This is a genomic window from Acidovorax facilis (genome assembly GCF_050626955.1).
In the GTDB taxonomy this organism is placed as follows: Bacteria; Pseudomonadota; Gammaproteobacteria; order Burkholderiales; family Burkholderiaceae_C; genus Acidovorax; species Acidovorax facilis.
In genome coordinates this window covers 24,386-36,792 of the sequence record NZ_CP192460.1, presented here as the reverse complement: position 1 = coordinate 36,792, position 12,407 = coordinate 24,386, and the positions used below count along the sequence as shown (strand labels likewise).

The window sequence follows — 12,407 nt, the reverse complement described above, 5'->3', positions numbered from 1 at the left end:
TTAAGCCACCTTGGCAGAACCAGAAAAGAATGAAGACAAGCGCCGCACCACGGCGCGCAGAAACTTGAACAGCACCACCAGCAGCAGTACCGACACCACCACCATCACGACCAACGCAACACCAAAGGCCACCGGGTGCTGCGTGGCCAGCCAGACCACGGCAACGACCAGGCCGTCTTCCAGGAACGACAGGCCCCAGTTGGAAAACGGCTCGGGCGAGGTGTTCACCGCCGCGCGCGTGGTCATCTTGGTGGCCATCGACGTGGCCGAAAGCGAGCCCCCCAGCAGCCCCGCGACCACGGCCATGGTGGCGTTGTCGGCGCCAAACACGCCATAGGCCAAGGCGGCGCCCGCTGGCACGCGGATGAAGGCGTGCACAGCATCCCAGGCGCTGTCCACCCAGGGCACCTTGTCGGCAAAGAACTCCACCATCAGCATGAAGCCGCTGACCATCAGCACCAGCGGGTGCTGCAGCATCGCCAGGCCGGGCGGCAGGGGCATCCAGCCCAGCACGCCCATCATGCCGACCAGGAACACCACGGCATACAACCGAAAGCCGCTGGCCCAGCCCAGTGCGGCGGCCAGCGCCAGCAGGCTGGGCATGTCGAGCTTTGCAGTTGCTGTGGCTGCCGCGTCGCCCACGGCGCGCGCGGTGCCGCCATCCACATGCAGCCCCAGCGTGTGGAGCCACTGCACGATGTTGAACCAGAGGGTGTCCATGGCCTGCTTGTACCGATCAGCCCAACCAGGCGGGTTTGCGCTTGTTGAGGAAGGACTGCACGCCTTCCTTGCCCTCATCGCTGGCACGGATGTCGGCAATGCCCTGCACCGTGGCGGCGATGAGGCCCGCGTTGATCTCCCGCTCTGCCACATCCATCACCAGCTTCTTGCACACGCGCACAGCATTGGGGCTGGCGCTGGTCAGGGCCTTGAGCAGTTCGTCCACCTTGGTGTCGAGCTGGTCAGCGACCACGACCTCGTGCACAAAGCCAATGCGCAAGGCTTCGGCCGCGCCAAAACGCTCTGCCGTGAGGAAGTAGCGGTGCGCAGCGCGTGCGCCCATGGCACGTATCACATAAGGGCTGATGGTGGCGGGGATGAGCCCCAGCTTCACTTCGCTGAGGCAAAAGCCCGCCGTGTCCACGGCCACGGCCATGTCGCACGCGGCCACCAGGCCCATGCCGCCTGCATATACATCGCCCTGCACACGTGCCACCGTGGGCTTGGGGCACTCATAGATCACCCGCAGCATCTCGGCCAGCTTTCCCGCGTCGGCGATGTTCTCGTCGCGCGTGTAGTCGGCCATGCGGCGCATCCAGTTGAGGTTGGCACCGGCGCAGAAGGCCGGGCCTTCCGCAGCCAGCACCACGGCGCGCACATCGGCACGCCCACCCACATCGGTGAAGGCGGCGGTGATCTCGGCAATGACCTCATCGCTGAAGGCGTTGCGGATTTCGGGCTGCGTGAGCGTGATGCGCGCCACGGCGCCGGTTTGGGTGATGGACAGGTTCTGGCTCATGGCGTGGACGGGTTTTGCAGGAAGTAGACAAGGTCCAGCTCGGGGCTGGGCTGGCCCAGGGCGGTCAATGCTGCGGTGATCTGGCCCCGGTGGTGGGTGCCGTGGTTGAACACATGCGCCAGCGTGGCCGCAAACGGTAGCGATGCCGCTGTGCCGCGCATGGTGGTGTAGTCGAGCATGCCGTTCCAGCGGTTTGGAGACAACGACGCGATCAGCGGCGCCCAGCGGGCTGCGCCCTCACGCAACCGGGCATCCAGCCGCCCACGGTCAGATTCCAACTCGGCGTCCAGCGCCATCTTGGGCGAAAGGCCCTCGGCAAACCGCACAAACCACAGATGGTGTTCGCCCACCAGCAGGTGGTTGAGCGTGCCGTGGATGCTTTTGAAGAACAGGCCCACATCGCGCCGGTAGTCCTCTTCCGGCAGCGCCCGCACTGCATCAAGCAGGCGCGCCGTGGCCCACACGTTGTAGCGCGCAAGCTGGGTGAAGTGGGCAACAGCGTCCATGGTGGCTCCTGCTCCTGCTACATGCGGAACAGGCCGAACTTGGTGTCTTCGATGGGCGCATTGCGCGTGGCCGCCAGGCCCAGCGCCAGCACGCGGCGCGTATCGGCGGGGTCGATCACGCCGTCGTCCCACAGGCGGGCGGTGGCGTAGTAGGGGTGGCCTTGGTCCTCGTACTGGCGGCGGATGGGGGCCTTGAAGGCTTCTTCTTCCTCCATGCTCCACTGCCCACCCTTGGCCTCGATGCCGTCGCGCTTCACCGTGGCCAGCACGCCCGCAGCCTGGTCGCCGCCCATGACGCTGATGCGCGCATTGGGCCACATCCACAGGAAGCGGGGGCTGTAGGCCCGGCCGCACATGCCGTAATTGCCCGCGCCAAAACTGCCGCCGATGATGATGGTGAACTTGGGCACGCTGGCCGTGGCCACGGCCGTCACCATCTTGGCGCCGTTGCGGGCGATGCCTTCGTTCTCGTACTTGCGGCCCACCATGAAGCCGGTGATGTTCTGCAGGAACACCAGCGGGATCTTGCGCTGGCAGCACAGCTCGATGAAGTGCGCGCCCTTGAGCGCCGACTCGCTGAACAGGATGCCGTTGTTGGCGATGATGCCGACCATCATCCCTTCAATGCGCGCAAAGCCCGTGACCAGCGTGGTGCCGTAGCGTGCCTTGAACTCGTCAAACTCGCTGCCATCGACAATGCGCGCAATGATTTCGCGCACATCAAACGGCTTGCGCGTGTCCACGGGGATCACGCCGTACAGCTCGTCTGCTGCGAATTTAGGAGCTACCGGCGCATGATCTGCGGGCGCCTGCGGCTTGTTTTTATTCAAATTGCGCACTGCATTGCGTGCCAGCTGCAACGCATGCATGTCGTTCTGCGCCAGGTGGTCGGCCACACCCGACAGGCGCGTGTGCACGTCGCCGCCGCCCAGGTCTTCGGCCGTCACGACCTCGCCCGTCGCGGCCTTGACCAGCGGCGGGCCACCCAAAAAGATGGTGCCCTGGTTCTTGACGATGATGGACTCGTCACTCATGGCCGGCACGTAGGCGCCGCCCGCCGTGCACGATCCCATGACCACGGCGATCTGCGAGATGCCCATGGCGCTCATGTTGGCCTGGTTGAAGAAGATGCGGCCGAAGTGGTCGCGATCAGGAAAAACCTCGTCCTGGTTGGGCAGGTTGGCGCCGCCCGAGTCCACCAGGTAGATGCAGGGCAGGTGGTTCTGCTGGGCCACCTCTTGTGCACGCAGGTGCTTCTTGACGGTGAGGGGGTAGTAGGTGCCGCCCTTCACCGTAGCGTCGTTGCACACGATCATGCAGTCCACACCACTCACGCGGCCAATGCCCGCGATGAGCCCCGCGCTGGGCGCATCGTTGTTGTACATGTTCAGCGCGGCCAGCGGCGCGAGTTCGAGGAACGGCGTGCCCGGGTCCAGCAGCATCTGCACGCGTTCGCGCGGCAGCAGCTTGCCGCGCGCGGTGTGCTTGGCGCGGGCCGCTTCGCCGCCGCCCTGGGCAACCTTGTCGAGCTGGGCGCGCAGGTCATCCACCAGTGTTCGCATGGCGGCGGCGTTGGCCAGAAAGTCCGCCGAGCGGGCGTTGAGTTGGGTATCGAGAATGGTCATACGGTGTGGCTCTTCAAGCAGTCTTTTGTTCTTCCAGGCCCAGCAGATCCTTCATCTCGTCGCGGATCTTGAACTTCTGGATCTTGCCCGTCACCGTCATCGGAAAGCTGGTGACAAAGCGGATGTAGCGCGGCACCTTGTAGTGCGCGATCTGGCCCTTGCAGAAGGCGCGGATATCGTCCTCGGTGGGCTGGGTGCCGGGCTTGGCAATGATCCAGGCGCAGAGTTCCTCGCCGTACTTCTGGTCGGGCACGCCCACCACCTGCACATCCTGCACCTGCGGGTGGCGGTACAAAAATTCTTCGATCTCGCGCGGGTAGATGTTCTCGCCGCCACGGATCACCATGTCCTTGATGCGGCCAACGATGTTCACGTAGCCCTCGGCGTCCATGGTGGCAAGGTCACCGGTGTGCATCCAGCCGCCTTCGTCAATCGCCTCGCGGGTCTTGGCCGGGTCGCCCCAGTAGCCGTGCATGACGGAATAGCCTTTGGTGCAGAACTCGCCCCGCTGGCCGATGGGCACCACCGCCCCGCTGTCGGGATCCACGATCTTGATCTCCAGGTGCGGCTGCACCTGGCCCACGGTGGAGACGCGCTTGTCCAGCGGCGTGTCGGTACTGCTCTGGCAGCTCACGGGGCTGGTCTCGGTCATGCCGTAGGCAATGGTGATTTCGCGAAGGTTCATCTGCTCCACCACACGCTTCATCACCTCGGTGGGGCAGGGCGAACCCGCCATGATGCCGGTGCGCAGGGTGCTGAGGTTGAACTCGGCAAAACGCGGGTGGTCCAGCTCGGCAATGAACATGGTGGGCACGCCGTGCAGGCCGGTGCAGCGCTCGTCCTGCACCGTCTGCAGCACGGTCAGCGGGTCAAACCCGTCGTTGGGGTACACGATGGTGGCACCGTGCGTCAGGCAGGCCAGGTTGCCCAGCACCATGCCGAAGCAGTGGTACAGCGGCACGGGGATGCACAGGCGGTCTTCGGGCGTGAGCTTCATGCACTCGCCAATGAAGAAACCGTTGTTCAGGATGTTGCGGTGCGTGAGCGTGGCGCCCTTGGGGAAGCCGGTGGTTCCGCTGGTGAACTGGATGTTGATGGGGTCGGTGGCTTTCAACGTGGTTGCGATTTGCGCCAGGCGCGGGTCGGCTGCGTTGCCGCGTGCCAGCAGGTCGGTAAAACGCAGCAGGCCGGGCTCATCGGCACCCTGCCCCGCATCGTCGATCCACACCACGGTGTTCAGGTGGGGCAGCTTCACGGAGCCCAGCTGGCCGGGCTGCTGGTGCTGCCACTCGGGCGCCAGCTCGCGCAGCATGCCCAGGTAGTCGCTGGTCTTGAAGCGGGCCATGGTCACCAGCAGCTTGCAGCCCACCTTGTTGAGCGCGTATTCCACCTCGGACGTGCGGTAGGCCGGGTTGATGTTGACCAGCACCAGGCCCACCTGCGCGGTGGCCAGCTGCATCAGCACCCATTCGGCGTTGTTGTGCGACCAGATGCCCACGCGGTCGCCGGGCGTGAGCCCCATGCCCAGCAGCGCACTCGCCAGCCGGTGCGCCTCGGTCTGCAGCTGGGCGTAGGTGGTGCGGCGGCCCTGGTGCACGCTGACCAGCGCCTCGCGGTCGGGCTGGCGGGCCACCATATCGGCAAAAAAGGCGCCGATGGTCTGCTCGATCAGGGGAACATCGGTGGCGCCACGGGCGTGGCTGTCCACCAGCGGTGCGAAGTTCGTTGCGGCTGCACTCGTCACGGGTTTGTCTCCTCGGCTCTGTCATGCGGCCTGCGCCGCAAGAACATGCGGGCGGGCGATCCGTAAGCATAGAAGCCTGAACCCCTGGCGGGTGGACACAATGGTTGCAAATCGTGCCACGGCTGGCACACTCTGTGGCGTGAAGACCACCGCCCCCACCGACCATCGTCTCCCAACCACTCCATCTGCCCCTGCCGCAACGCCCATCGCCTTTGTGCGTGCCATTGTTCTGGCGTACGAGCGGCGCGGCCTGAGCCCCGAACGTGCCCTGGCCCAGGCACAGATTGCGCCGCAGCTGCTGCCCGACGACAGCGCCCGCATCACCGCCTGGCAGATGGAGCAGATCTCCGACGCCGCCATGCAAGAGTTGGACGACGAAGCCCTGGGCTGGTTCAGCCGCCGCCTGCCCTGGGGCAGCTACGGCATGCTGGCACGCGCCAGCATCAGCTCGCCCACGCTGCAGGTGGCTCTGGCCCGCTGGTGCCGCCACCATGGACTGCTGGCGGACGACATTGCCCTGCACCTCACCACCCAAGGCGACACCGCCACCCTGGCCATCACCGAGGTCCGCGACCTGGGCGCGCTGCGCGAGTTTTGCCTGGTATCCGTGCTGCGCAATGCCCATGGCCTGGCCTGCTGGATGGTGGACTCGCGCATTCCGCTCATTGCCGCAGAATTTGCCTTTGATGCGCCCCCGCACGCCGATGCCTATGCCGTGTTGTTCCGAGGCCCGGTCACCTTCCACGCGCCGCGCACCGCCATTCACTTCGACGCCCGCTACCTGCACCTGCCCCTGCGCCGCGACGAGCAGGCCCTGCGCCAGATGCTGCAGCACGCCCTGCCCCTGACGGTGCTGCACTACCGCCGCGACCGCCTGCTGGTGCAGCGCGTGCGCCAGCTGCTGGCCGCGCCCCTGCCCGGCCAGCCGGCCCACGCCCTGCCCCAGCACAGCGCCGAATCACTCGCCGCGCTGCTGCATGTCTCGCCACGCACGCTGCACCGGCAGTTGAAGGAAGAAGGCGCCACGCTGCAGGGCTTGAAAGACGAGGTTCGCCGCACCCGCGCGGTGGAGTTGCTGCACCGCACGCAGCGGCCCATCAAGCAGGTGGCGGAGGCGGCGGGGTTCGTGAACGAGAAGAGTTTTATCCGGGCGTTCCGGGGGTGGACGGGGCAGTCGCCGGCGGAGTTTCGGAGGGTGGTGAGTGTGTAGAGAGTGCAGGACTTTGTATTGAATGCCAGTCAGCAGGTTCAATTTCTTCTAGTCGCGTTTATTCTGCTGTAACCAATTGCTCCGCGATCGGTCAGCGCAACACTAAACACGGGGAGACATGCCATGGTTATGACGACCACTACCCAAGAGCTCAGATCCAAGACAGACGAAGAGCTAGCCGAGTACATGGCGAGCTGGAAAGAGCACAGCGGGAACTACATTTTGTGTGAGATGGAGTTCAAGCGGCGCCAGAGTAGGGGCAATGAGATCAGGGGCTGGGTATCCCTTGGTCTATCCGTCCTTGCAATCGTTGTTTCAGTAATTGCACTTGCTGCGAAGTAGGCGACAAACCATTCGACGAAGCGGACGGCCCTCAAGGGCCGCCGACTAATTCAAACATCAGCATCCGCTTTCATAACACCTACCTGCTGCACCTAGCCGGAACTAGACGGTCAGCGAGTCGTGTAAATCAAATCTCAGCCAGCGACGTTTAGCCCCCCATGCTCCACCTCCACCACTGCGTCAGCGCCCGCTCATTCCGCCCCCTGTGGATGCTCGAAGAGCTGCAACTGCCCTACCAGCTCCACATGCTCCCCTTCCCGCCCCGCGCCAAGGCCCGGTGGTTTCTGGACGAGAACCCGCTGGGCACGGTGCCGCTGCTGGTGCAGGGCGATGTGCGCATGACCGAATCGGCGGCCATGTGCCAGTACCTGGCCGCCACGCACCCCGACGCGGGGCTGGATGTGGCGCCCACACACCCGGCGTATGGCGCGTACCTGAACTGGCTGCACATGAGCGATGCGACGCTGACCTTTCCGCAGACACTGGTGCTGCGCTATGGCCGGTTTGAGACCGCAGAGCGCAAGCTACCGCAGGTGGTGGAGGACTACAGCCGCTGGTTCCTGGCCCGGCTGCGCGCGGTAGAAACCGCGATGACCCACGGCCGCAGCGACTATCTGTGCGCGGGCCGCTTTACGGCGGCGGATGTGGCCGTGGGGTATGCGCTGCTGCTGGCGCAGCACCTGGGGCTGAACGAACAATTTGGCCCGGCCACGCAGGCCTACTGGCAGCGGCTGCAACAGCGACCCGGCTACCAGCGGGCGATGGCCGCACAGAAGGAGGCGGCCCAAGACCAGGACGTGCCCACCACCCCGGCTCCCGACACCAAACCGTGATGCGGAGGTGGGGGCTAGTGTGGTGTTGCACGCTAGGGGTTAGCCGGGCTCACGCGGCTACTCGGACTTCGCTGGTGTAGATGCAGGTCCGGGCGTGGGTGAAGGTGTCGTCGGAGCCTGCCGCGCCAGCGACTGCACCAGTGCGCGGAACTCCGGCGAGTGGCGCAGCACGCTGCCACCCGCCTCGATGAGGTCTGTGACTTCTTCCGACGTGATGGAGAACGCCGTGGGCACCTGCAGCAGGCGGCGGCGCGCCACGTCGTCGTGGGCATCGCGCAGGTTGACGGAAATGACGTGGACCTCGGCACCGGGCGCAAAGGCATCGCTGCTGCCGGTGGGGCCCGCCGCCAGCGACTGGCGCCACTGCTGGGTGATGTCGCGCAAGAACTCCTGCGTCTCGCGCGTGGCGCGGGCGCCGGTGCCAAACAGCAGCGAGTCCACCACCTGGGCCATGTTGGGCACCTTGTCGCTCATGTCGATGTTCTCGGATGGGTCGCGCTCGGCGTTGACGGTGACAAGCACCAGCTTGCGGATGGTGCCGGGGGGGATGCCCACTTCGCTGAAGGTTTCGCGCAGTCCGCCACCGGCCAGGGCCCGGTCGAGCAGGCGCTGCACGCCCAGGTTGTCGGCCAGGCCGCCATCCACCAAGTGGATGTAGGGGCGGCGCTGCGCGTCCAGATAGCTCAACTCATGCGCGCGGTACAGGCGCGCGCGGTAGTCGCCGCCCGCGGCCAGGGTGGCAGCGCGGGACACGGTCTGGTACTGGGGGCACTGGTCGGCGTAGTTCTTGAGGGTGACGGGGCTCAGCAGCAGCGGTACGGCGGACGATGCCGCCACCGCGAACGACAGCGGCACCTTGCGCAGGTCGGAGCAGATCAGCGCGAACTGGTCCCACGTGAATTCAAAGCCGGTGCCCAATGACATGTCGGTGGCGGTGATGAACAGCTGCGGGTGGCGCGGGCGCCGCGCCACATCGCCAAAGGTGCGCCCGCCATAGAGCTCATCCAGCCGCCGCGCGAGCAGGTGCGTGCGGCCGAACCAGGGCGAGGTCAGGTCCACCAGGTTGCCGGGGCGCAGGGCCTGCGTGATCAGACTGTTCTGGAAGTTCTGGCGCAGAAAGTCCTGCTCGAAGCGGGGCAGCCCCTCGATGCCGTGTGCCGCCAGGTAAGCGGCCACGATGCTGCCGCCCGAGACGCCGCTGATCACATCGGTGGCGTCGAGCAGCGTGGTGGGGCGCCCGTTCCAGTCAAACCGCGTGGCCTGCATTTCGGTCAGCACGCCAAAGCCGAAGGCGGCCGCCCTTGCGCCGCCGCCCGAGAGCGTGACGGCCACCAGGATGGTAGGGTCGCGCTCGGACTTGCGCTCGGGGATGGACTGGTCTTCGGGCTTCAGGGGTTCGTTGATCCAGGGCCGCACCGACGAGCAGCCCGCCAGCAGGGCCAGGGCCGCCACCACGGCGCATCGCCGCATCCACTGCTTCATGCGTTGTCCCGGCATTGCGCTTCTCCCATGGTTACAGGGCTGTTGGGAATCTTCTTGCCTGTGTCAGCAGCCCAACAGCGCAGGCAACTCGGCCATGCTGCGAAACACCTGCGCTGCGCCTGCGGCACGCAGGGGCTCGCCATCGTCCAGCGGCGCATAGGCAAATACCGTGGCGCCTGCGGCCACGCCAGCGGTCACGCCCGTAACGGTGTCTTCCACCACGGCACAGCGCCCGGGCGCCACCTGCAGGGCCGCAGCCGCCGCCAGATAGACGTCGGGCGCGGGCTTGGTGGCGGGCATCTCGTGGCCGCTGAACACCCGCCCGGCAAAGTATGGCGTGAGCCCCACCTTGGCCAGCTGCATCTCGACCTTGTGCCGGTCGGCACCCGAGGCGCAGGCAATGCGCCCGCCATGGTGCGCGTGCACCCTTTCGATGGTGCCGTGGATGTGTTCGATGGCCGTGAGGCGCTGGTCCAGCTCGGCATTGCGCCGCGCATAGAAGTCGGCCATCCACGCATCGGTCAGCGGGCGGCCGGTGTGGGCCTCGATGCGGGCGGCCTCGCTGCGCACCGTTTTGCCGATAAAGATGCGCATGCATTCGTCGGCACTCAGGGCCCAGCCCGCCTCGTTGAGCATGTCGCGCAGCACGCCGTTGGTGATGGGTTCGCTGTCGACCAGCACACCATCGCAGTCAAACAAGATTGCTTCAAATTTCATAGCTGCTCGCGCTTATTGGTAAAGCGCTGGAGGTCATTTTTATTCAATTTTTAGGAGTGGATATCGCCATCCACATAGAACCAGCGCCCGTCTTCGCGCACGAAGCGGCTGGTCTCGTGCAGGCGCACGGCGCGGCCGCCCACGCGGTAGCGCGCGACAAACTCGACCTCGGCGCGGTCTTCGCCTGTGCTGCGGTGGCTGCGCACTTCCAGCCCCAGCCACTTCGTGCCGGGGTCGAAATCGAGGGCCGCTGGCCGGGTGCCGGGGTGCCAGGTGGCCTGCAGGTAGTCGCCACGTTCGAGGACAAAGGCGGTGTAGCGTGACCGCATGAGGCTCTCGGCGTCGGGCGCGGCAGCGCCGTCCCAGTGGTCGAGGTAGCTGCCGCAGCATTCCCCATAGGACAAGGCCGCAGCCTTGGCGCTTTTGCCGGGTGCGGCTTGGGTACGGCCGCAGGGGCAGGGGTCGTTATGGTTCATGGACGGATGCAGGAAGGCACGCAGGCGATGCGCGCCCCACCGATGGAAACGGGCGCTGCGCGAGGCGAGTGCACCTGTGGAACTGGCTTTGCCAGGCCACTGGGTGCGTCCCCCTCCCGCGCAGCGAGAGAGGGGGATGGCGCGAAGCGACTCAGGGGGAGCTTCATCTCAGCGCACCAAAGACCTTGCGGGCGATGGCGCTGCCTGCACCGGCCGGATTCTGACGGATGCGGCGTTCCTCCTCGCCGATCATGAAGTACAGGCCGTCGAGCGTCTTGCCGGTGACGTACTGCGCAAGGTTGGCCTCCTCGGGTTTGAGCAGGCCAAAGCTCGCTGCCTTGCCCGCAAAGGCGTTGTACTTCTGGGTCAGGCCGACTTTTTCGGTGGCCTGGTTCACCACGGGCAGGAAGCGTTCGGAGAGCGGCGTGCGTGTCTTGTCGGCAAAAAAGGCGGTGACCGAGGTGCTGCCGCCGGTCAGGATGTTCTTGGCATCGGTCACCGTCATCTTCTGCACGGCGCCCACCAGCAGGTCTTTGCCCATGGGCACGGCGGCTTCGGCGGCGCGGTTGATGGAAGTGACCAGCTCGTCGATGCGCCGCCCCTGGCCCAGCGACTTCATGACCTTGGCGGCGTCGTCCAGGGAGCCCGGCAGGCCGATGCGCACCTGGGGGTTGCCCAGAAACCCGTCAGGCCGCCCCAGCAGGGCGACCGCCGCCTGGGCGCCCTGGCCCAGCGCGGCTTTGAGGCCGCTGGCGGCATCGGCATTGGTAAGGTCACCCAGCGACAGGGCCCAGGCCCGCTGGCCGGTGGCGCACAGCAGGGCAGCCACGAGGCTGGTTTGGTGAAATTGGCGGCGTTGCATGGTGCGGTACTTTCGGTGGGGGACGGCAGATGATGCCCACTCGGCCACCACTGCAGTGAGTGGCGCACTGTGCCGGAGCCGTGCGGGGAATTGCCGGGATTTTCGCTCAGCGAATGAGGGGCAAGCCGCAGGCCGTAGACTGCCCCCACCCAAGCATCCAACAAGGAACCTTGCAATGTGGCAAATGAGCGTGCCGTGGTGGGAGTTTGTGCTGCGCGGCGTGGTGGTGTACCTGTTCTTGCTGGTGTTCATGCGCCTGTCGGGCAAGCGGCAGACGGGGCAGTACGAGCCGTTTGACCTGATCCTGTTGCTGATCCTGTCGAACGCGGTGCAGAACTCGATGAACGCTGGCGACAACTCGCTGGTGGGCGGGCTGATCTCGGCCAGCACGCTCATGCTGCTGCATGTGGCGCTGGCGCGGTTGGCGTTCCACTTCCCGCGCATCGGGCGCTGGGTGGACGGCAAGGCCCAGGTGCTGATCCAGCAGGGCGAACTGAACCAGGCGCTGATGCGCAAGGAGCTGCTGACCCGCGACGACGTGGAGGCCGCACTGCGCGCAGGCGGCTGCCTGCACGCGCACGAAGTAGAACGCGCCACCATCGAGACCAACGGGCAGATCACCGTAGTGCTGCGCCGTCGTGGCGAGGTTGGCTGACCCGCCCCGCGCCCACGCCAACGGTCTGCCCACTCACCGCCCCTCACAACCCACGCGACTTACGCGACCCGATATGACTGCACTGAACGTTCTGGGCACCTTGCTGATGCCCTGCTCCTACGACCCACTGACCGGCTACTACCGCGACGGCTGCTGCAACACCGACGAGCAAGACCACGGCACCCACGTGATCTGCGCACGCATGACACAGGCGTTTCTGGACTTTTCGCTGTCGCGGGGCAACGACCTCATCACCCCCCGGCCCGAGTCCCGCTTTGCAGGGCTGCAGCCCAACAACCGTTGGTGTCTGTGCGTCTTGCGCTGGAAGGAGGCCTACGAGGCGGGTGTGGCGCCTCCCGTGATCCTGGAATGCACACATGCGCGCGCGCTGGAGTTCGTGACGCTGGCGCAATTGCAAAGCACGGCGTTGTCCTAG

Annotated in this window: 13 protein-coding genes; 4 read left to right on the top strand and 9 right to left on the bottom strand. The window is 65.9% G+C overall.

What is annotated here, in order from left to right; translation table 11 throughout:
• From ACQ4MJ_RS00170 to ACQ4MJ_RS00150, 5 genes are read right to left on the bottom strand one after another with little or no spacing between them, the layout of a single operon-like run.
• The gene (locus tag ACQ4MJ_RS00170; RefSeq protein WP_218301621.1) at positions 1–720 is read right to left on the bottom strand and encodes a DUF4126 domain-containing protein; all 720 of its coding nucleotides are present in this window, start codon (positions 718–720) and stop codon (positions 1–3) included.
• 16 nt (positions 721–736) lie between these two features.
• Positions 737–1,519, bottom strand: coding sequence for an enoyl-CoA hydratase/isomerase family protein (locus tag ACQ4MJ_RS00165; protein ID WP_431150819.1), 783 nt, complete (start codon positions 1,517–1,519; stop codon positions 737–739).
• Positions 1,516–2,025 (bottom strand): DinB family protein, encoded by a 510-nt coding sequence (locus tag ACQ4MJ_RS00160; protein ID WP_431150821.1) that lies wholly within the window; start codon positions 2,023–2,025, stop codon positions 1,516–1,518. The genes ACQ4MJ_RS00165 and ACQ4MJ_RS00160 overlap by 4 nt, the downstream gene beginning before the upstream one ends.
• 17 nt (positions 2,026–2,042) lie before the next feature.
• On the bottom strand, positions 2,043–3,650 hold the full coding sequence (locus ACQ4MJ_RS00155; RefSeq protein WP_431150822.1) for a carboxyl transferase domain-containing protein: 1,608 nt from the start codon (positions 3,648–3,650) through the stop codon (positions 2,043–2,045).
• 13 nt (positions 3,651–3,663) lie between these two features.
• Entirely contained in the window at positions 3,664–5,394 is a 1,731-nt protein-coding gene (locus ACQ4MJ_RS00150; RefSeq protein WP_218301617.1) for an AMP-binding protein, read from the bottom strand.
• A gap of 100 nt (positions 5,395–5,494) precedes the next feature.
• On the opposite strand from ACQ4MJ_RS00150, the gene ACQ4MJ_RS00145 reads away from it, so the two are divergent.
• Together ACQ4MJ_RS00145 and ACQ4MJ_RS00140 are read left to right on the top strand one after the other, a co-directional pair.
• Positions 5,495–6,604 (top strand): AraC family transcriptional regulator, encoded by a 1,110-nt coding sequence (locus ACQ4MJ_RS00145; protein ID WP_431150824.1) that lies wholly within the window; start codon positions 5,495–5,497, stop codon positions 6,602–6,604.
• 500 nt (positions 6,605–7,104) lie between these two features.
• Positions 7,105–7,779, top strand: coding sequence for a glutathione S-transferase family protein (locus tag ACQ4MJ_RS00140; RefSeq protein WP_431150825.1), 675 nt, complete (start codon positions 7,105–7,107; stop codon positions 7,777–7,779).
• A gap of 57 nt (positions 7,780–7,836) precedes the next feature.
• Here ACQ4MJ_RS00140 and ACQ4MJ_RS00135 read toward each other — a convergent pair whose 3' ends face one another.
• The 4 genes from ACQ4MJ_RS00135 to ACQ4MJ_RS00120 form a co-directional block, all read right to left on the bottom strand.
• Positions 7,837–9,276, bottom strand: coding sequence for a patatin-like phospholipase family protein (locus ACQ4MJ_RS00135; RefSeq protein WP_238385441.1), 1,440 nt, complete (start codon positions 9,274–9,276; stop codon positions 7,837–7,839).
• Between the two features lie 48 nt (positions 9,277–9,324).
• Complete coding sequence (locus ACQ4MJ_RS00130; protein ID WP_055393018.1) at positions 9,325–9,978, bottom strand: HAD family hydrolase; 654 nt, start codon at positions 9,976–9,978, stop codon at positions 9,325–9,327.
• Positions 9,979–10,028: 50 nt separating this feature from the next.
• A complete protein-coding gene (locus ACQ4MJ_RS00125) occupies positions 10,029–10,454 on the bottom strand; it encodes a YchJ family protein (protein ID WP_431150826.1) in 426 nt (141 codons plus the stop codon).
• Between the two features lie 163 nt (positions 10,455–10,617).
• On the bottom strand, positions 10,618–11,316 hold the full coding sequence (locus ACQ4MJ_RS00120; RefSeq protein ID WP_055393096.1) for a DUF4197 domain-containing protein: 699 nt from the start codon (positions 11,314–11,316) through the stop codon (positions 10,618–10,620).
• 175 nt (positions 11,317–11,491) lie between these two features.
• Here ACQ4MJ_RS00120 and ACQ4MJ_RS00115 point away from each other — a divergent pair, with 175 nt between their 5' ends.
• Positions 11,492–11,971, top strand: coding sequence for a DUF421 domain-containing protein (locus ACQ4MJ_RS00115; protein WP_055393014.1), 480 nt, complete (start codon positions 11,492–11,494; stop codon positions 11,969–11,971).
• A gap of 73 nt (positions 11,972–12,044) precedes the next feature.
• Complete coding sequence (locus ACQ4MJ_RS00110) at positions 12,045–12,407, top strand: DUF2237 family protein (RefSeq protein ID WP_055393012.1); 363 nt, start codon at positions 12,045–12,047, stop codon at positions 12,405–12,407.